This window comes from Pigmentiphaga daeguensis (assembly GCF_039523035.1).
In the GTDB taxonomy this organism is placed as follows: Bacteria; Pseudomonadota; Gammaproteobacteria; order Burkholderiales; family Burkholderiaceae_B; genus Pigmentiphaga; species Pigmentiphaga daeguensis.
Genome location: NZ_BAAAEN010000007.1, coordinates 102,897 through 120,998, shown reverse-complemented (window position 1 = coordinate 120,998; position 18,102 = coordinate 102,897). Strand labels below are relative to the sequence as shown.

At 67.5% G+C, this 18,102-nt stretch carries 17 protein-coding genes and 1 other RNA gene; 8 read left to right on the top strand and 10 right to left on the bottom strand.

Features of this window, described 5'->3' with window-relative positions; translation table 11 throughout:
• Positions 1–39 precede the first annotated feature (39 nt).
• The 7 genes from ABD104_RS11545 (at position 40) to ABD104_RS11515 (ending at position 7,026) form a co-directional block, all read left to right on the top strand.
• Entirely contained in the window at positions 40–861 is an 822-nt protein-coding gene (locus ABD104_RS11545; protein WP_087840757.1) for a 2-keto-4-pentenoate hydratase, read from the top strand.
• Entirely contained in the window at positions 858–1,637 is a 780-nt protein-coding gene (locus ABD104_RS11540) for a 2-keto-4-pentenoate hydratase (RefSeq protein WP_087840756.1), read from the top strand. Before ABD104_RS11545 ends, ABD104_RS11540 begins: the two co-directional genes overlap by 4 nt.
• Before the next feature lie 207 nt (positions 1,638–1,844).
• Entirely contained in the window at positions 1,845–2,795 is a 951-nt protein-coding gene (locus tag ABD104_RS11535) for a sulfurtransferase (protein ID WP_087840860.1), read from the top strand.
• A 27-nt stretch (positions 2,796–2,822) separates the two neighbouring features.
• Positions 2,823–3,977: a YeeE/YedE thiosulfate transporter family protein gene (locus ABD104_RS11530; protein WP_087840755.1), complete on the top strand. Its 1,155-nt coding sequence runs from the start codon at positions 2,823–2,825 to the stop codon at positions 3,975–3,977.
• A gap of 15 nt (positions 3,978–3,992) precedes the next feature.
• Positions 3,993–4,157 carry a hypothetical protein gene (locus tag ABD104_RS11525; RefSeq protein WP_165963085.1) on the top strand — a complete coding sequence of 55 codons (165 nt, stop codon included), beginning with the start codon at positions 3,993–3,995 and terminating at the stop codon, positions 4,155–4,157.
• 194 nt (positions 4,158–4,351) lie between these two features.
• Positions 4,352–6,397: a TonB-dependent receptor domain-containing protein gene (locus tag ABD104_RS11520; protein WP_343927579.1), complete on the top strand. Its 2,046-nt coding sequence runs from the start codon at positions 4,352–4,354 to the stop codon at positions 6,395–6,397.
• A gap of 68 nt (positions 6,398–6,465) precedes the next feature.
• Complete coding sequence (locus ABD104_RS11515) at positions 6,466–7,026, top strand: ferritin-like domain-containing protein (RefSeq protein ID WP_087840753.1); 561 nt, start codon at positions 6,466–6,468, stop codon at positions 7,024–7,026.
• A gap of 15 nt (positions 7,027–7,041) precedes the next feature.
• On the opposite strand, the gene ABD104_RS11510 is transcribed toward ABD104_RS11515, so the two are convergent.
• From ABD104_RS11510 to ABD104_RS11495, 4 genes are all read right to left on the bottom strand, one after another.
• A complete protein-coding gene (locus ABD104_RS11510; protein WP_165963084.1) occupies positions 7,042–7,869 on the bottom strand; it encodes an EAL domain-containing protein in 828 nt (275 codons plus the stop codon).
• A gap of 108 nt (positions 7,870–7,977) precedes the next feature.
• A complete protein-coding gene (rsgA, locus tag ABD104_RS11505) occupies positions 7,978–8,907 on the bottom strand; it encodes a ribosome small subunit-dependent GTPase A (protein WP_343927578.1) in 930 nt (309 codons plus the stop codon).
• Positions 8,904–9,248 (bottom strand): 4a-hydroxytetrahydrobiopterin dehydratase, encoded by a 345-nt coding sequence (locus ABD104_RS11500; protein WP_087840750.1) that lies wholly within the window; start codon positions 9,246–9,248, stop codon positions 8,904–8,906. The genes rsgA and ABD104_RS11500 overlap by 4 nt, the downstream gene beginning before the upstream one ends.
• Complete coding sequence (locus ABD104_RS11495; RefSeq protein ID WP_132979439.1) at positions 9,245–10,507, bottom strand: M48 family metallopeptidase; 1,263 nt, start codon at positions 10,505–10,507, stop codon at positions 9,245–9,247. Before ABD104_RS11495 ends, ABD104_RS11500 begins: the two co-directional genes overlap by 4 nt.
• Before the next feature lie 188 nt (positions 10,508–10,695).
• Here ABD104_RS11495 and orn point away from each other — a divergent pair, with 188 nt between their 5' ends.
• Positions 10,696–11,241: an oligoribonuclease gene (orn, locus tag ABD104_RS11490; protein WP_087840858.1), complete on the top strand. Its 546-nt coding sequence runs from the start codon at positions 10,696–10,698 to the stop codon at positions 11,239–11,241.
• Here the strand turns inward: orn and ABD104_RS11485 are convergent.
• From ABD104_RS11485 to ffs, 6 genes are all read right to left on the bottom strand, one after another.
• Positions 11,238–12,668, bottom strand: coding sequence for an MATE family efflux transporter (locus ABD104_RS11485; RefSeq protein ID WP_343927577.1), 1,431 nt, complete (start codon positions 12,666–12,668; stop codon positions 11,238–11,240). The genes orn and ABD104_RS11485 overlap by 4 nt on opposite strands.
• Complete coding sequence (locus ABD104_RS11480) at positions 12,665–14,467, bottom strand: ArnT family glycosyltransferase (protein ID WP_243724439.1); 1,803 nt, start codon at positions 14,465–14,467, stop codon at positions 12,665–12,667. The genes ABD104_RS11485 and ABD104_RS11480 overlap by 4 nt, the downstream gene beginning before the upstream one ends.
• Before the next feature lie 212 nt (positions 14,468–14,679).
• Positions 14,680–14,946 carry a type B 50S ribosomal protein L31 gene (locus tag ABD104_RS11475; RefSeq protein WP_087840748.1) on the bottom strand — a complete coding sequence of 89 codons (267 nt, stop codon included), beginning with the start codon at positions 14,944–14,946 and terminating at the stop codon, positions 14,680–14,682.
• 765 nt (positions 14,947–15,711) lie between these two features.
• Positions 15,712–16,968 carry a transcription termination factor Rho gene (rho, locus tag ABD104_RS11470; protein WP_087840747.1) on the bottom strand — a complete coding sequence of 419 codons (1,257 nt, stop codon included), beginning with the start codon at positions 16,966–16,968 and terminating at the stop codon, positions 15,712–15,714.
• Positions 16,969–17,163: 195 nt separating this feature from the next.
• Positions 17,164–17,490, bottom strand: a complete 327-nt coding sequence (trxA, locus tag ABD104_RS11465) for a thioredoxin TrxA (RefSeq protein ID WP_087840746.1) — start codon at positions 17,488–17,490, stop codon at positions 17,164–17,166.
• Positions 17,491–17,812: 322 nt separating this feature from the next.
• An RNA gene (gene ffs / locus ABD104_RS11460) (signal recognition particle sRNA small type) lies at positions 17,813–17,910 on the bottom strand.
• Positions 17,911–18,102: the final 192 nt, after the last annotated feature.

Here is an 18,102-nt window from a genome sequence, read left to right as displayed (position 1 = left end):
TGTTTTTCTCTTTTCTCCAACTTCCAAACAGGACTACCCATGGGGCAGATAGGACAGGGGGGCGTCGCCGCCGAGGCGATCGCCGGGCTTGCGCAACGCCTGCGCAGTGCTCATGAAAGCCGCGTCGCGATCGATCCGATCCGGGATCAATTGCCGGCCGGCGACCTGGACGCCGCGTACGCGGTGCAGCAGGCCAATACCGACCACTGGATCAAGCAGGGCCGCCGCCTGGTCGGCCGCAAGATCGGCCTGACCTCCAAGGCGGTGCAGGCGCAGCTGGGCGTGGACCAGCCCGACTACGGCATGCTGTTCGCCGACATGTCGGTGTGCGACGGCGAGGAAGTGCCGCTGTCGACCCTGATCCAGCCCAAGGTCGAAGCCGAGATCGCCTTCGTCATGGAGCGCGACCTGGCCCAGCCCATGGCCACCATGGCCGAACTGATCTCGGCGGTGGCCTATGCCGTGCCGGCCATCGAGATCGTCGACAGCCGCATCGCCAACTGGAAGATCAGCATCGTCGACACCATCGCCGACAACGCCTCGTCCGGCCTGTTCGTGCTGGGCAACCGGCCGGTCAAGCTGGGCGACTTCGACGCCCGCCTGTGCGGCATGGTCATGGAGCGCAATGGCGACCAGGTATCGATCGGCGCCGGCGCCGCGTGCCTGGGCCACCCGCTGAACGCGGCCCTGTGGCTGGCGCGCAAGATGGCCGAGCGTGGCAATCCGCTGCGTGCCGGCGACGTGGTGCTGAGTGGTGCGCTGGGCCCCATGGTCGCGGTGCAGGGAGAGGAGATTCTGGAAGCGCGCATCGCCGGACTGGGTTCGGTGCGCGCGGTGTTTGGCGCGAAGGAGCAAGCATGAGCGGTCCGCTGTTGTCCCTACCCGAAGTGGCCCGCGAGCTGGACGAAGCCGCCAGCACGCCGCGCGCCGCCGAGCAGTTCGTCGAACGCCGTCCGCTGACGCTGGCCGAGGCCTACGAAGTGCAGCGCATGCTGATCCAGCGCCGCATCGACCGCGGCCATCGACGCATCGGCATGAAGATGGGCTTCACCAGCCGCGCCAAGATGGTCCAGATGGGCGTGCATGACATGATCTGGGGCCGCCTGACGCATGACATGCGCGTGGACGAGGGCGGCGAACTGAAGCTGTCGACCCGCGTGCATCCGCGCGTCGAGCCCGAGATCGCCTTCCTGCTGCGCAAGCCGCTGTCGGGCATGGTGTCGCCCATCGAGGCCCTGGACGCCGTCGAGGCGATCGCCCCGGCGCTGGAGATCATCGACTCGCGCTACAAGGCCTTCAAGTTCTCGCTGGAAGACGTGGTGGCGGACAACGCCTCGTCGTCGGGCGTGGTGCTGGGAGCCTGGCACAAGCCCAGCATCGACTTCTCCAACCTGGGCCTGATCATGTCGTGCAATGGCAAGGCCCAGCAGGTCGGCACCACCGCCGCCATCCTGGGCCATCCCGTGCGCTCGCTGGTCGCGGCCGCGCGCCTGGTGGCGCAGGCGGGCGAGATCCTGCCCGAGGGGTCGATCGTGATGGCCGGCGGCGCCAGCGCCGCCGAGGCGCTCGTGGCCGGTACCTGGGTCGAGCTCGAGATGCAGAATCTCGGCCGCGTGGGCTTCCACGTCACGGCCTGAGGCGGTTCACGGCCGTTACGGGCAGCCCCGGCCGGGGTTGCCCGATGCCCTGGCCCGCGCCCTCCGGGCGTATGGCCAGGAGCTATATTCACAGCGCTTTCATATAATTTAATGTTATATGAATATGGGGACTTGGTCTGAGCCATCCCCTGGCCAGGTCTTAAAATTCTCAGGATGCCCATTCCCTGCGCGCCGCGCGCAATCATCATGAGAATCCTTGCCATTCTTTCCGCCTGGCTGATCGCCTTCGCCGCGCAGGCCGGCGCCCAGGCCGCCCCGTCCCCCATCCTGTCGCCCGACGAACTGAAGGCGGTGCTGTCCTCGCCCTCGGTCACGGTCATCGACATCCGGCCGCCCGCCGATTACCTGCAAGGCCACATCCCCGGCGCCTTGTCCGCTCCCTACGGCTCCTGGCGCGGACCGGCCAACAGCCCCGGCACGCTGCCGCCGCTGGACAAGCTGACCGCGCAAGTGCGCAAGCTCGGGCTGGCGCCCGAGCGCCATGCCGTGGTGGTGTCCTCGGGCGCGGACGTGACCGACTTCGGCGCCGCCGCCCGCGTCTACTGGACGCTCAAATACCTGGGCCTGACCCAGTTGTCCATCCTGAACGGCGGCATGCAGGCCTGGCAGCAGGCGCAGCAGCCCCTGAGCCAGGACGCGCCGGCCCAGCCGGCGCCCAGCCGCTACGAGCCCAGGCTGAACACCGCCATCAAGGCTACCCAGGCCGACGTGCTGGCAGGCACGACCGGCGGCGGCACCCGCTTGATCGACGCGAGGCCCAAGAATTTCTTCGAAGGCCTGGTCAAGGCCCCGACGGCCTCGGTGCCCGGCACCATCCACGGCGCCACCAACGTTCCGCACAGCGTCTGGTTCGCCCCCGGCAGCACGCAGATCGTCTCGGCCGCCGAGGCCCGCGCCATCGCCGCCCGGGAATTCCCGGACGCGGGCGGCGACAACATCGCGTTCTGCAACACCGGACACTGGGCGGCGACCGACTGGTTCGCGCTGTCCGAACTGGCGGGGCTGCCGCACGTGCGCATGTATCCGGAATCCCTGGCCGACTGGACCAACGCGGACCAGGCCTTGCCCATGGACAACGTGCCGGGCCGGGCCAGCCAGATCTCGGAAAAATTCAAGAAGTTGTTCGGCAACTCCTGAGGCGCCAGCACGAAAGGAATCCCCCTGATGCAAACGACGCTTTCCCAGGCGGGCTCGCCCGCCATCGCTTCTCCCGCGTCCTCCGCGCTTGGCCATGCACGCTGGCCGCTGACGGCCGCGATCCTGCTTGCCGTGCTGGCGCTGGCCTGGTTCGTGACCGTGCGCCAGTCGGTGCTGTTCGTCATCGGCATCGGCATGGGCGGCCTGCTGGCCGGCGCGCGCTTCGGCTTCACCACCGGCTGGCGCCGGTTGATCGAGGCCCGGGACGCCAGCGGCGTGTTCGCCCAGATTGCGCTGCTGGCGGTGGCGGCAGCCATTTCCATTCCGCTCCTGGCGAAGTTTCCCGGCGACCTGGCCGCGGCCCTGGGCCCTCCCAGCATCAGCCTGCTGATCGGCGCCTTCGTGTTCGGCATCACGATGCAGATCGCCGATGGCTGCGGGTCGGGCACGCTGTACAAGGCCGGACTGGGCATTCCGCTGAACATGGGCGTGCTGCCCTTGTTCGCGCTGGGCAGTTTCCTGGGATCGGTGCATCTGCACGGCTGGCTGTCGCTGGGCGCCATCGCGCCGGTCAGCCTGGTCCGCGACTGGGGAGCGGGCGGCGCGTTGGCGTTGACCTTTGCCGGCCTGGCCGTTTTCGGCCTGGCGGCCTGGGTCTGGAGCCGCAAGGGCGGGGCGGCCGCATCCTCGCCCTGGAACCGCAAGCTGCTGCTGGCCGGCGTCGGCCTGGCCCTGCTGGCGGTGGCGAACCTGGTGGTGGCCGGCCAGCCCTGGGGCGTGGTCTACGGTTTCGGCCTGTGGGCGGCCAAGGTGGCGACGGCGGCCGGCGTGTTCGATCCCGCCGCCAACGCCTTCTGGAGCCAGGCGGGCAACCTGCGCACGCTGGACCAGAGCGTGTTCCTGGACGTCACCTCTATCACCAACATCGGCATCATGGCCGGCGCGCTGTGGATCGCCGCCCGCAAGCCGTCCAGCGGCAAGCCGCTGACCGGCCGCCAGTGGGCGGCCGTGCTGGTCGCGGGTTTCCTCCTGGGCTACAGCTCGCGGCTGGCGTTCGGCTGCAACGTTGGCGCCATGGTCAGCGGCATTTCCACGGGTAGCCTGCACGGCTGGATCTGGGTCGTGCTGGCCTTCGCCGGCTCGCTGATCGGCGTGCGCCTGCGCCGCCGGCTGGGCGTGTGAACGGGGGACATGGACATGACTTCCCGTACTTCCGCCGTCGTGCTGCTCTGGGCCGTGCTGATCGCCTTCTTCGCCTGGGACTGGACCCACTCCAGTCCCGTCAACCATCGGAAGGAACCCGCCATCCTGGCCATAGGCTCGGGGCAGGCTCCCAGCGGGGGGCATTGCTCGGCGTTCTGATCCGCGCCCGCCAGGGTTCCTCATGTGCAACCATCATGCATATGCAATAGAGTTGCATTAACTTCGGTTTTGAGCAAGAATGCCGCTCGCGGCCGGCAAGGATCTGCCTTGCCGGCGGCCTGCGGCATTTTTGCGCCATCCATGAAGAAGGAACCGTGATGTTGGGAAGGCTGAACCCCCTCGTATTGGCATTGATGAGTGTTTCCTGGGGCCTGCCCGCGGCCGCCTGGGCACAGGCGGAAACGCCTACCGCGCCCGCGCCGCAGACCCTGAAGGAAGTCACCGTATCCGCCACGCCCCTGTCGCGCAGCGAACAGGACCTGGCGGCGCCGGTTACGGTGCTGGACGAGAACGACTTGCTGACCAAGCGCGCCGCCACGCTAGGCGAGACGCTGGAGCAGGAGCCGGGTATCACTTCATCGCATTTCGGCGCGGGCGCCAGCCGCCCCATCATCCGGGGCATGGACGGCGCGCGGGTCAAGATCGTGTCCGACGGCGCCGAGGTCCAGGACGCCTCCACCATCAGCCCCGATCATGCGGTGGGCCTGGAGCCCATGCTGTCCCAGCGCGTGGAAGTGCTGCGCGGGCCGGCGGCGCTGCTGTATGGCGGCGGGGCGATGGGCGGGGTGGTCAATGTGCTCGACAACAAGATTCCCACCGAAATGCCGGAGAACGCCGTGGAAGGCAGCGTGGAGCTGCGCGGCGCGACCGGGCCGCGCGAGACGTCGGGCGCGTTCGAGCTGACCACCGGCGGCAAGGGACTGGTCCTGCATGCCGAGGGGCTCAAGCGCAACGCCAACGACTACAAGGTAGGCCGGGGCTGGGCCGGCGGCAACCGCGTGGACGGTTCGTACAACCACACCGAGACCGGCAGCGTGGGACTGTCGTGGGTGGGCGATCGCGGCTACATCGGGCTGGCCTACACCAGCCAGCGCAACCGCTACGGCCTGCCGGGCCATGACCACGCCTACGAGGGCTGCCATGTGCATGGCACGCACCTGCACTGCCCCGACGACGGACATGGCCACGATCACGGCGACGAGGACGGCCACGACCATGCCCACGACGAGGACGGCGACAGCCACGGCATACCTTTCGTGAAGCTGCGCAGCCAGCGGTGGGACGTGCGCGGCGAACTGCGCGATCCTTTCGCCGGCTTCACCCGGCTGCGCGTGCGCGCCGGCTTCACCGACTACCAGCATGACGAGATCGAGGGCGACACGGTCGCCACCACGTTCAAGAACAAGGCGCACGACGGCCGCGTCGAACTGGAGCACGCGCCCATAGGCGGACTGCGGGGCGTGATCGGCGCGCAGACGACGCGCCGCGCCTTCAGCGCCCTGGGCGAGGAAGCCTACGTGCAGCCCACCGTCACGCGCAACAACGGCTTGTTCATGCTCGAGGAATACACGGTGGGCGATTGGCGCTTCGAGGGCGGGCTGCGGCACGAATGGCAGCGCATCGACGTGCAGGGTGGCGCGCCCGACACGCGCCACCGCGGCACGTCGGTGTCGGCCGGAGCCGTCTGGAAGTTCGCGCCGCAGTATTCGCTGGGCGTGTCGGCGTCGCGCTCGCACCGCCTGCCGACCGCCGAGGAACTCTATGCCAACGGCCTGCATCTGGCCACGTCCACCTACGAGATCGGCAACGCCAGCCTGAAGAAGGAAACGTCCAACAACATCGACCTCACGCTGCGCAAGTTCGCCGGGCCCACCACGTTCTCGGCCTCGGTGTTCCACAACAAGATGGACAACTTCATCTATGGACGCACGCTGGACGTCTACCAGAACCTGCAATTGCTGGAATACACGCAGCACGATGCCACCTTCACCGGGCTGGAGGCCAAGGTGCGCCACCAGATCGACCGCATCTTCGCCGTCTCGCTGATGGGCGACTACGTGCGCGCCAAGCTGGACGGCGGCGGCAATCTTCCGCGCATCCCGGCCTACCGGATCGGCACGCGGCTCGATGCGCGCTGGCAGGCCTGGAGCGGCGACGTCGAGCTGTCGTACGTGGGTCGCCAGGACAAGGTGGCCGAGTTCGAGACCGAGACGGCCGGCTACACGATGCTCAACCTTGGCGCGGCCTACGAAGGTCGCATGAGCGGGACCCGTTACCAGATCTACGTCCGCGCCAACAATCTCACGAACAAGCTCGCCTACCGGCATACGTCGTTCATCAAGAATGCCGCGCCGCTGATGGGGCGGAACATCGTCATGGGCGTGCGGCTGACGTTCTGATTGTTACAGCGGTGACCGGGGGCGCGGCCTATCCTGGATGGAGTTTTCACTCGAGACAGGAGAGCAATATGGAGCAGGCAGTCAAGCCGCAGGCCCCCAGTGCCGAGAAGTTTTCCATCGATGTGGAGGCCATGCGCGCCCGGGCGCGCAAGCATCTGGACGAGGGCGCGGTGACCCAGGACTACGGCGCCGACCGCGACGTCGTGCTTAAGATGCTGAACGAGGCCCTTGCCACCGAGCTGGTCTGTGTGCTGCGCTACAAGCGCCACTATTTCATGGCGCGCGGCATCCATGCCGATCCGGTCGCGGCCGAGTTCGCCGAGCATGCCGCGCAGGAACAGCAGCATGCCGACCAGATCGCCCAGCGCATCGTGCAGCTCGGCGGCGAGCCGGACTTTTCGCCCGACAGCCTGTCCCGGCGCAGCCATTCCCAGTACGTGGAGGCCGACACGCTGGAAAGCATGATCAAGGAGAACCTGGTGGCCGAGCGCATCGCCATCGACAGCTACCGGGCCATGGTCCGCTACCTGGGGGACAAGGACCCGACCACGCGCCGCATGCTGGAGGAAATCCTGGCGGTCGAGGAAGAGCACGCGGACGACATGTCCGACCTGCTCGCGCGCGGCTAGCCCCGAGGCCGGCCTCTAGGCGGCGGGCGGCTCGGGAGCCGCTGCCGCCTGCGGGGACGGCGACGCCAGCGAAGCCGATGGCGCGCCGAACAGATAGCCCTGGGCGTATTGCGCGCCCAGCGCCGCGAGGCGGGCCAGGCTGGCCTCGTCCTCGACACGCTTGAACACCACCTGGCACGAAAGTCCCGCGGCTGTTTCCAGCAGCGGGGGCAGTTCGCGTTCGGGATCGGCCACCGTGCGCAGGTCCAGCTTGATGACCTCCGGCGCATGCAGGTGCAGCAGCGACTGCGCCTCGCCCACGTTGTTGGCATGCACGCCCGACTGGAAGCCGGCCTTCTTGTAGTTGCCCAGGATCATGCCGGCCAGCAGGACGTCCTGCGCGGCCTCGGCCGGCAACTGCAACACGATGCGCGCGGGCGGGATGCCCAGCGCCTCGACCATGCGGCGGAACGCCTGCCCGTGGTCATGCGTGATGGCGGCCAGCAGCCGGCCGTGGACGCGCAGATACAAGGGGTGGAGGGCGTCGGCCTTCGAGAAATAATTCAGCGTATGGACCAGGCGGCACAGCCGGTCCAGCCGTACCAGCGTCGCGTCGTCCGCGGCCCGCGAGAACAGGCCCCAGGGGCTGATGACGTCGCCGTCGGTCGCGTGCGAACGGGCATAGGCGTCATAGCCGGCCACCGCCCGCGTATCTATCCTGACCACCGGCTGGAAGCCGCTGGCCAGTTCGAATTCGTAGAACCTGCCCAGGACGGTGCCGTCGGGGGCCAGGCGCAGCGCAGCGTGCAGGTCGGGCTGGCTGGAGAGCTTTTCTATCAGTGTCCGGATCGCCGCGTATGCCACGGAATGCTCCTGAAGGGACGCTTGGAGGATTCCCCCGAGCGTACCGCCGAACACCATAACGCCAAACGATTGTTTCGCCGATCGGATATTTCTTCAGGTTCTGAAGGCTCAATAGCGTTGGCCGAGCTGCAGTTCGTCCAGCAGCCGGCCGTAGAGCGCATGGCGCTGGGGCGCGATCCGGCCCGCCTCCAGGGCTTCCAGCACGGCGCATCCCGGTTCGTGGATATGGGTGCAGTTGTAGAAGCGGCAGTGTCCCAGGTAGGGCGAGAATTCCGGGAAGCCCTTGACGATCTGCGCGCCGTCCAGGTGCTGCAGGCCGAAGGCCTGGAATCCCGGCGAGTCGATCAGGTCGGCCCCGGCGGCCAGCGTGGCGGGCAGGTGATACAGGCGCGTGCTGGTGGTCGTATGCTTGCCGGCGCCCAGCGCCTGAGAGTGCTCCTGGGTGGCGGCCAGGGCATCCGGGACCAGGGCGTTGAGCAGCGTGGACTTGCCCATGCCGCTCTGGCCCAGCAACAGGCTCGTGCGCCCGGCCAGCCTGGGCGCCAGGGCGGCCCGCGTGGCGGTGGCGTCGTGGGCGCTGAGTTCCAGCACCGGTACGCCGAGTGCCTGGATGGGCGCCAGCTTGCGGCGCGCGGCCGCCAGGCCGGCCGTGCGGTCGACCTTGTTCAGGATGACGATGGGAGCGATGTCGGCATTGAAGGCCCCGACCAGGGCTCGTCCCACCAGTTCGTCGGAGAAATCGGGCTCGGTGGCCACGACGATGAGCAACTGGTCGACGTTGGCGGCGAACTGCTTGGTCCGCATTTCATCGGAGCGATAGAGCAGGTTGCGGCGTGGCAGCACCGACTGGATGGCGCCTTCTGCCGGGCCCTCGGGCGCCACCTCGACCCGGTCGCCCACGGCGGCGGTGCCTTTCTTGCCGCGCGGGTAGCACTGGCGGGTCGAGCCGTCGTCGCACTCGACCGTGAAATGGCGTCCGAAAGCGGCCACGACACGGCCCTGCAGGCCGGTCCCCGGAGTGTGCCGCTGGGGCTTCATGGTTCGTAGCGCGCGTCGATCTTGGCCGCACAGATGAAGTCGTTGATGGAAATGCCGCCTATTTCGTGCGTGGTGTAGTGCACGCGTACCCGCCCGTGACCCACCAGCATCTCGGGGTGGTGGTTCTCCTGCCCGGCGATCTCGGCCACGGCGTTCACGAAGGCGATGGTGCGGGCATAGTCCGCGAATTCGTAGTCGCGCTCCAGGACGTCGCCGCGCCGCGCCCAGATGGGCAGGACATGGATCTGCTCGTCGATGTGGGCCGGGCTCATCGGCGCCCGGTTCTTCATGGGCACGCAGCGGCCCGAGCGCAGCTGTTCGATACTCAATACGCGGTTCATGCCGGTTCCTGGAGACGGTCGAGTGGGGCGGCATGCGGCGCGGCGGCTCGCAGCCTGCCGATGCGTATGCCGGCGGGCGGGTGCGAGTCGTAGAAGGCCGAATGCACGGGGTCGGGGGTAAGGGTGGCGGCGTTGTCGTCGTAGAGCTTGACCAGCGCCGAGACCAGGTTCGCGGGATCGGTCTGCTCGCTGGCGAAGCGATCGGCCTCGAACTCGTGCTTGCGCGAGTACCAGCTCGCGAGCGGGATGAAGGCGAAGGTGAAGACCGGCGCCACGAGGAAGAACAGGATCAGGGCCAGGCCGTCGTTGTGTCCGCCCAGCAGGGGCATGGTACCGAGCCCGGTGTAGAACCACACCTGCCTGGACAGCCAGCCCAGCAGGGCGAAGAACACCAGCGACACGCCGAAGCTGAACGCCAGGCGCTTGAGAATGTGCCGGTGCTTGAAGTGGCCGAGCTCGTGCGCCAGCACGGCCTCGATTTCCTCGGGGGCCAGGCGGGCCAGCAGCGTATCGAAGAAGACGATGCGCTTGCTCTTGCCGAAGCCGGTGAAATAGGCGTTGCCGTGCGCCGACCGCTTCGAGCCGTCCATGACGAAAAGCCCGTTCAGCGCGAAGCCGGTGCGGCGGGCCAGCGCCTGGATGCGCTCGGCCAGCGCCTGGTCGGCCAGCGGCGTGAACTTGTTGAACAAGGGCGCGATGACGGTGGGGAAAAGCAGCATGACCGAAAGGTTGAAGACGATCCACAGGCCCCAGCCCCACAGCCACCAGTAGGTTCCGGCACCCGCCATGAGCCAGAGCAGGGCCGAGAGCAGCGGCAACCCGAACACCACCGCCAGCGCGAGGCCCTTCATGGTATCGGCAGCGAACAGCCGCAAGGTCATCCGGTTGAACCCGAACCGGGCCTCGAGCACGAACTGCCGCCACAGGGTGAAGGGAAGGTCCAGCAGCGACAGCAGGGCTGCGGCCATCGCCACCAGCAGCAGCTGGCGGATGAAATCGGACGAGGCCAGCGAGGCGGCCAGCTCGTTCAGGGCCTGCAGTCCACCCAGCAGGGTCAGGCCGATCAGCACCGCCGTATCGAACAGCAGCGCCACGATGTCGAAGCGGATGCGGGCGATGGTGTAGTCGGCCGCCCGCCTGTGGCTGGTTTCTCCGATGCGGTCGGCGAACTCGGGCGGTACGCGGTCGCGGTGCAGCGCGACGTGGCGGGTCTGGCGGGTGGAGAGCCACAGCCGGGTAGCGACGCCGGCCAGCAGCATCAGGACGAACAGCAGGGTAAACACAATGACGGCTCGTAGTCAGGGGGGGCGTACGCACAAGCCCCGACGGACCCCGGTGCGGGTTCGGAAAGAGGAGGCGCCAGCCTGTGAGAAAATTGCCATTTGTGCCCGCGCCGCCGTCCTGGCGCCGCGCGCGCGATCATGCATGGTTCCGGAGCACCGATTATATGGCGTTGAACGAAAATCACCTGGTTTGGCTCGACATGGAAATGACGGGCCTGGATCCGGAAAAGGAACGGATCATCGAAGTCGCGGTGGTCGTGACCGACGCCCAGCTCGAAGTGGTGGCCGAAGGGCCGGTCCTGGTCCTGCACCAGTCCGACGAACTGCTCGACGGCATGGACAACTGGAACAAGGCCACCCATGGGCGCAGCGGGCTGATCGACAAAGTAAGGGCTTCCTCGTTGACCGAAGCCCAGGCCGAGGACGAGCTGCTGGCGTTCCTGGGCCAGTACGTGCCGGCCGGCAAGTCGCCCCTGTGCGGCAACACCATCAGCCAGGACCGCCGCTTCATGGTCCGCTACATGCCGCGGCTCGAGGCCTTCTTCCACTATCGCAACCTGGACGTCAGCACGCTGAAAGAGCTCTGCCGCCGCTGGAAGCCCGAGATCTATAAGGGGTTCGAGAAGAAAAGCCGGCATGAGGCGCTGGCCGACATCTACGAGTCCATCGACGAACTCAAGTACTACCGCGAGCACTTCCTGCGCGTCTAAGCCCTGGGCTGCGGCACCGCGGGAGCGGCCGGACGCCGGGCGGCCACCCGCCAGTAGACGTACTGCAGCATGAGCGACGAAACCGCCATGCTGAAGGTCGCCATCAACCACATGGTCCCGGCGCCCGTGGGCGCGCCGGGCATCAGCATCCCGACCACGCCGCGCAGCGCGCCGGCGCCCGGACCGAATGCCAGCCACCATCCTCCCAGCAGGCCGATGCCCCACAGCGCGCCGGCCTGGATCAGCATGGGGCCGACCGCCATCTTGTAGGCGCGCAGCAGGTAGCTGGTCATGCACTGCAGCGAATCGAACAGGTGGAAGAAGGCCAGCATGCCCAGCAACCCCAGCGCCACCACGGCGACCTGCGCATCGCTGGTGTAGGCCTGGACGATGGGGCCGCGCGCCAGCATCACGGCCGCGATCGTCAGCAGCGCGCCCGTGGTGCTGATCATCAGTCCGGCCGCGCCCGTGCGCCGTGCGCGCAGCGGATCTCCCGAGCCGATGGCCTGCGCCGTGAGCGCGCCGGTCGACACCCCCAGCGCCAGCGGCATCATGAAGCACAGGGCGACCAGGTTGGCCATGATCTGGTGTCCGCCGGTGGCGTAGACGCCCTCGCGCGCCACCAGCAGCGCCATGAACGTGAAGGACGTGACCTCGATCAGGTACGAGCCGCCCATGGGCAGGCCCAGCCGCAGGAGCTCTCCCAGCGTCTTTCTGTCCGGACGGCCGATGCGCAGGCCGAATTGCCGGTAGAACGGGTCGCGGCGCAGGACGAGGGCGCTCAGGCCCACGCTTATCCAGAAGACGAGGGCGGTGGACAGTCCCGCCCCCACCGCGCCCAGCGCCGGCAGGCCGAACTTGCCGTAGATGAAGAGCCAGTTGAACAGCGCCTTGAACCCGATGCCGGCAATGTTGATCATCATCACGACCTTGGGCCGCGATACCGCGGTGTTCAGGGCGTAGACGGTGCGGAAGACCAGCGCGGCGGGCAGGGCGACGATCAGCATGGCCAGGTAGCCGCGCACCTGGGCGCGCACGGCAGGGTCCACGTCTCCGGACATCGCCAGCCAGGTGTCGGGAAACAGCATCGCCAGTCCGCCCACCACCGACAGGCCCAGCGACAGCCAGACCGCCTGCCCCCAGGCGCGGCCGATCTCGGCCAGCCTGCGGCCGCCGAAGTGCTGGGCGGCGATGGGAATCAGCGCGTGCAGCACGCCGGTCAGGCCGATGAACACGGTGACGTAGATGGACACCGCCAGCGCCATGGCGGCCAGTGCCACGGGCGAGGCATGGCCCGTCATCGCGGTATCGAGCACGCCGAAGGCCATGCTGGCCCACTGGCCGACCAGGACCGGCCAGCCCTGTTGCAGGATGCGGCGCAGGGTCGCGCCCCAGCCGGATGGGAGCGCGAGCCCGGCTTCGCTCACGAGGCGGGACGCCCGGCCGGGGCCGGGCGCAGCAGGATGAAATACTCGCGGAACTGGGGCGCGCGGCGGAATTCCGCCGCCCGGGTGCCTTCCCACAGCACGCGGCTGCCGGCGTACTCGCCGCGCTGGAGCACGTTGCGCAGTACGCTGGCGTTGCCTTGCAGCAGGACGAGGGGGCAGTCGCCGGACAGCTCGAAGCGCAGGTTGTCGAAGACCGCGAACGAGGCGCGCTGCGACAGCCCCAGGCCCGAGCTGCGCACGCATTCCTGCCGGCCCGTGCGGACCCGCTCGGCGGCCAGGGCATGCGCCATGCCGTTCGAGACCTCGCGGTAGCTCTTGTTGTAGTTGATCGAGGGCAGCCACAACGTCATGATCAGCAGCCAGCACGCGACCACGCCGCCCGCCGACAGCACCGTTCCGCGCCACAGCCCGGTGGGGCGCGAGCGGAAGCGCCAGATGATCAGCGCGATCCAGGCCAGGCTGGCCGCGACCGCGGCGGTGAAGGCGAACAGCGAGAAATCGGCGTCGAAGCCCGGGGTCTGGCGGGCGATGTTGCGGGCGATCTTGGGCGGTACGCCGGTCATGATGGCGATCCATCCCATCCAGACCACGCAGGCGGTTGCCGAGAACACCATGACGGCAAACCAGTCCAGGGCGTTGATCAGGCCCCGCCGCAGCGTGGGCAGCGCGAGTGCGCCCAGCATTGCGCAGGGGATGACCAGCGCCAGGTATTCCGCATCGACCGGCTCGCGGGTGGCGAGCAGCATGGCCAGGCCCGCCAGCATCAGCGCCGCCGGGATCTGCACGTGGGGCGAGAGCAGGTATCCACGCCACCGCCAGAGCGCGAGCAGCGCGAGCGGTCCGGTGGGCCACAGGAACCAGGGCATGTTGCGCAGCGCGTCCGACAGTCCGCGCGGGGTCAGCATCCCGAACACGCTGGCGTTCCAGTGCCACCAGCCGCTCATCCAATAGGGGTGGAGCTGCGCGGTGGCGATCCACCAGGCCAGCGACAGCGCCAGGCCCAGCGGCAGGCTCAGCAGCGCGATCCAGCGCACGGCGGGCCGCAGCGCCGGGCTGGTGCCGGCCAGGACCGCGACGGCCAGCAATTGCGGCATGACGGCGGGGAAGCCTCGCGCCAGGAATGCGCCGCCCAGCGCAAGCCCCAGCGTCAGCGCGCCGGAGCGGGGATGGTCGAGCATCCGCGCGAGGGAATAGAAGGCGAGCGCGTGGAAGGCGAGCGCGGCCGGCTCGGCGGAGGTCTCGTGGGACCGCCACAATATGCCCAGGGTGGCCAGCAGCAGGAGCAGCGCGGCGTCGGCCAGCATGCGGCCGTAGTCGCGCGGTTCGGGCTGGCCGCCAAAGGGCAGCGCCAGCGGCTGGGCCTCGGCTCGCCGGCCCAGCAGGTAGGCGCCGTACCAGAGGCTGGTGCTGGCGATGCCGAACCAGATGAGGTTGGGGACGCGCGCCGCCAGGATGTGCCCCAGCAGCGGCGAGAAGACGGCCATGCACAGCGCGCCCACCCACGTCGCCAGGGGGCCTTCCTGCGACACCGCCACGCCGGCCGCCTCGGGCGCCAGCCATTGCGCCCAGCCGCCATCGTAGGCGGACCACATCTGCGCCAGGCCGATGACGTCTTCGCTCTTCCAGGGTTCGCGCATGACCAGGCCGGTCACGATGTACAACAGGCACAGGGCCAGCAGGCCCCAGCGCGGCAGCTTGGTTGCCGCGAGCGCGGTCAGCCGCGCGGGGGTGGGCGGCAGGATGGACGTATGGAAGGGCGACGGGAATCGGTGAGGCATCGAACCGCTGGGATTACCTAACAGGCGACAAGACGGATTCTAGTGTCCCGGCAGGCCGCGACACGCAAAAAATGGCGGAATGCGAAGCCGGATTGCAAGCAATTGCAGCGGCGGGCGGATTCCCGCGCCATGAACCCCGGCCGGGCGAGCGCAAGCAGGGCGCAGAAAAAAGGCAGCCCGCAGGCTGCCTTCTGGGTGCGCGGACGGTGCCGTCAGGCGGACGTCTTGCCGGCGCCGGTGGTGCGGGCGAAACGGGCGCGGAACTTCTCGACGCGGCCGGTTTCCACGATGCGGGTTTGCGCGCCGGTGTAGAAGGGGTGCGATTCCGAGGTCACGTCGCACTTGAACAGCGGGTAGGTCTTGCCATCGAGTTCGATGGTTTCGCGCGTGTTCAGGGTCGAGCGGGTAATGAACTTGTTGCCGGTCTGCAGATCCTGGAACACGACGTCGCGGTATTCGGGGTGGATGCCTTCTTTCATGGTCTTCCTTGGGAGTATGCGGGTCGCCAGCCGGACGAAGGTTTGCGCCTTGGGGGCGGTTTTCCCCAGGGGGGTTCCTTTATGGCGGCTTCCGTGTGTTTACTGCTGGACGGAGCGCCGGCCCGACAACGTGCCCAATTTCTAGAGCTAAGCCGTAAATTATCGCGGGATTCCCGGATTTGTGCAATCAGTACGATGTTTTGGGCGTTTTGCGCTTCAAAGGCATCGCTTGACGAGGCGATCGGGTTCTTTATCCGGCCGTCTCCTGGGCGGGCGCAGCCCCGTGGGCGCAACGGAGCCGGTCCCGGCGTTGCCGGGACTACCCGGTGTCGGCACGGTTGGCGGGGCGGGCGCAGAACTCGCACCGGGGTAGCCCACTGGGCTACCCCGAAAGCCGTGCTCAAACAGCTGCGCCCTTGCTTCCCCGCCAACCGTGCCGACACCGGCGGCTCCAATGCGCCCACGGGGCTGCGCCCGCCCAGGAGACGGCCTCCGGCGGAAGTTGGCCGGGAAGAGAGCAAGGAGGGCAGAAAACGTGGGGGAAGGCGGAAGTGAGGTGGGGGAGATGGCGGCATGCAAGAACGCCACGCCCCACCAGCCTGGTAGTACCCCAGGATGCGGTGGATCCGGCTCCGCCGGCCACCCGCATCGCCCCCCGGGACCCGGCGCCGGGCCGCCCCAAGGCGGGTCCCGGCCCCCTCGGGGGGCTGCCGCGTAGCGGCTGGGGGCTCACCATACTGGGCGCGCGAAGCGCGTAGGGGGGACCTATTTTTTCATCATGTCGAAGAACTCGGCGTTGTTCTTCGTCGAGCGCATCTTGTCCAGGATGAATTCCATGGACTGGATCTCGTCCATGTCGAAGATGAACTTGCGCAGCACCCACACCTTCTGCAGCACGTCCGGCTTGATCAGCAGCTCTTCGCGGCGCGTGCCGGACTTGTTCAGGTTGATGGCAGGGTAGACGCGTTTCTCGGCCAGGCGGCGTTCCAGGTGGACTTCGCTGTTGCCGGTGCCCTTGAATTCTTCGTAGATCACGTCGTCCATGCGGCTGCCCGTTTCGATCAGGGCGGTGCCGATGATGGTGAGCGAGCCGCCTTCCTCGATGTTGCGGGCCGCGCCGAAGAAGCGCTTGGGCCGCTGCAGGGCGTTGGCGTCGACGCCGCCGGTCAGGACCTTGCCGGAGGCGGGCACCACGGTGTTGTAGGCGCGGGCCAGGCGGGTGATGGAGTCGAGCAGGATGACGACGTCGTGCTTGAGCTCGACCAGGCGCTTGGCCTTCTCGATGACCATCTCGGCCACCTGCACGTGGCGGGTGGCGGGTTCGTCGAAGGTGGAGGCGACCACTTCGCCGCGCACCGAGCGCTGCATTTCGGTCACTTCTTCCGGACGTTCGTCGATCATCAGGACGATCATCGTGACGTCGGGATGGTTGGCGGTGATGGCATGCGCGATGTGCTGCATCATCACCGTCTTGCCCGATTTCGGGCTTGCCACCAGCAGGCCGCGCTGGCCCTTGCCGATGGGGGCGAAGATGTCCATGATCCGGCCGGTCAGGTTTTCTTCGCTCTTGATGTCGCGTTCGAGGCGCAGCGGCTTGTTCGGGTGCAGCGGCGTCAGGTTCTCGAACATGATGCGGTGCTTCATGGTCTCGGGCGCCTGGCCGTTGACCTTGTCCACCTTCACCAGGGCGAAGTAGCGTTCGCCGTCCTTGGGAGTGCGGACCTCGCCCTCGATGGAGTCGCCGGTATGCAGGTTGAAGCGCCGGATCTGGGAAGGCGATATGTAGATATCGTCGGTGCTGGCGAGGTAGGACGTTTCGGGCGAACGCAGGAAGCCGAAACCGTCGGGCAGCACTTCCAGCACGCCATCGCCGAAGATCGGCTCGCCCTGCTTGGCGCGCCGCTTCATGATGGCAAACATCAGCTCCTGCTTGCGCAGGCGGCTGGCATTCTCGATCTCGAGCGTGGCGGCCATTTCCAGCAGTTGCGAAACGTGCAGCGCCTTCAGTTCATTGAGATGCATCTCGGGTAAAGCTCCGGGGGGAGTTCTTGGTGGTGACACGTCCTCGTGGGAGGACTTTGCGCAGGGAGTCTGGTGCTCTTGGGGCGGAGGGCTGGATCCCGAGGCCGGGGCGCGCCGCCGGTGCGCAAGGAGAGGGCGTGGTAAAGGTTGATCGGAAAGGACCGGCTCGGGGCCGGTCCGTGTCGTGCTACCTGCTTACAGCGAGCTGTCCAGGAAGGCGGTGAGCTGCGACTTGGACAGCGCGCCCACCTTGGTGGCCACGACCTGGCCGTTCTTGAACAGCATCAGGGTCGGAATGCCGCGGATGCCGTACTTGGCGGCCGTGGCGTTGTTGTCGTCGACGTTTAGCTTGGCGACCGTCAGCTTGCCCTTGTACTGGGAGGCGGCCTCTTCCAGGATGGGGGCGATCATCTTGCAGGGACCGCACCATTCTGCCCAGTAATCGACCAGGACAGGCTCATTGGCTTGAAGTACGTCGGCATCGAAGCTGGAGTCGCTCACGTGCTTGATCGCGTCGCTCATGGTTTTCCTTCTGGAGGTGTGCGCAAAGCGCGGGAAGAGTGGTGCAGTGCGCGGTAAACGGGTATGTGATTCGATAGATATATGTGGGCGCGTGTGCTTGGATTCCAGACCCCTGAGGGGAATTTTTTTATATGCGCGGATCCTGACGGGAGTACCCCTGGGCGATGCGTGGGAAGCGCGAAACGCGAGGGGAGCGGGGCAGGTAGGCGCCGGAATCGGTCGGCGTAGAGCCCGAGATAAACCAATGGTAACCGCAAAAAAGCGGTTTTTCCAAGAGCCTGTCCGGCTAGTGTGGTTTTTAGAGCCCAGGACAAGGGAATTGGGTGGCGAGCCTGACTTCGGCACTGACGGTTTACAGCTATGGCTGCTTCGTTCCCGACCTGACCAGGTTCACCGCTCCGCCATGCGAAGGGGCCCGCCAATAAGAATTATAGCACCCCCCCTACGCCCTTCGGGCGCCCCCCAGGGGGCGGCACTGGCGGACCGGCAAAGCCGGATCCGCTGTGCCCTGGGTCTAGGGCCGGTTTCTTGGGTTGGGGCACCGGTGCTTCGCTGGCAGCAGCGGTAAATGGGTGCCCCAAATCAGGGCAAAGGGGTTAGGCCCAGGATGCG

Bases quoted from the DNA above. Each gene is read 5' to 3' on its own strand.
- ABD104_RS11500 (WP_087840750.1), bottom strand. From the start codon at position 9,248: ATGAACCGCGTATTGAGTATCGAACAGCTGCGCTCGGGCCGCTGCGTG.
- rho (WP_087840747.1), bottom strand. From the start codon at position 16,968: ATGCATCTCAATGAACTGAAGGCGCTGCACGTTTCGCAACTGCTGGAA.
- ABD104_RS11515 (WP_087840753.1), top strand. From the start codon at position 6,466: ATGGAGCAGGCAGTCAAGCCGCAGGCCCCCAGTGCCGAGAAGTTTTCC.
- ABD104_RS11525 (WP_165963085.1), top strand. From the start codon at position 3,993: ATGACTTCCCGTACTTCCGCCGTCGTGCTGCTCTGGGCCGTGCTGATC.
- ABD104_RS11530 (WP_087840755.1), top strand. From the start codon at position 2,823: ATGCAAACGACGCTTTCCCAGGCGGGCTCGCCCGCCATCGCTTCTCCC.
- ABD104_RS11545 (WP_087840757.1), top strand. From the start codon at position 40: ATGGGGCAGATAGGACAGGGGGGCGTCGCCGCCGAGGCGATCGCCGGG.
- rsgA (WP_343927578.1), bottom strand. From the start codon at position 8,907: ATGAAGCCCCAGCGGCACACTCCGGGGACCGGCCTGCAGGGCCGTGTC.
- ABD104_RS11540 (WP_087840756.1), top strand. From the start codon at position 858: ATGAGCGGTCCGCTGTTGTCCCTACCCGAAGTGGCCCGCGAGCTGGAC.
- ABD104_RS11480 (WP_243724439.1), bottom strand. From the start codon at position 14,467: ATGCCTCACCGATTCCCGTCGCCCTTCCATACGTCCATCCTGCCGCCC.
- ABD104_RS11535 (WP_087840860.1), top strand. From the start codon at position 1,845: ATGAGAATCCTTGCCATTCTTTCCGCCTGGCTGATCGCCTTCGCCGCG.
- orn (WP_087840858.1), top strand. From the start codon at position 10,696: ATGGCGTTGAACGAAAATCACCTGGTTTGGCTCGACATGGAAATGACG.
- trxA (WP_087840746.1), bottom strand. From the start codon at position 17,490: ATGAGCGACGCGATCAAGCACGTGAGCGACTCCAGCTTCGATGCCGAC.
- ABD104_RS11520 (WP_343927579.1), top strand. From the start codon at position 4,352: ATGAGTGTTTCCTGGGGCCTGCCCGCGGCCGCCTGGGCACAGGCGGAA.
- ABD104_RS11475 (WP_087840748.1), bottom strand. From the start codon at position 14,946: ATGAAAGAAGGCATCCACCCCGAATACCGCGACGTCGTGTTCCAGGAT.
- ABD104_RS11495 (WP_132979439.1), bottom strand. From the start codon at position 10,507: ATGCTGCTGGCCGGCGTCGCTACCCGGCTGTGGCTCTCCACCCGCCAG.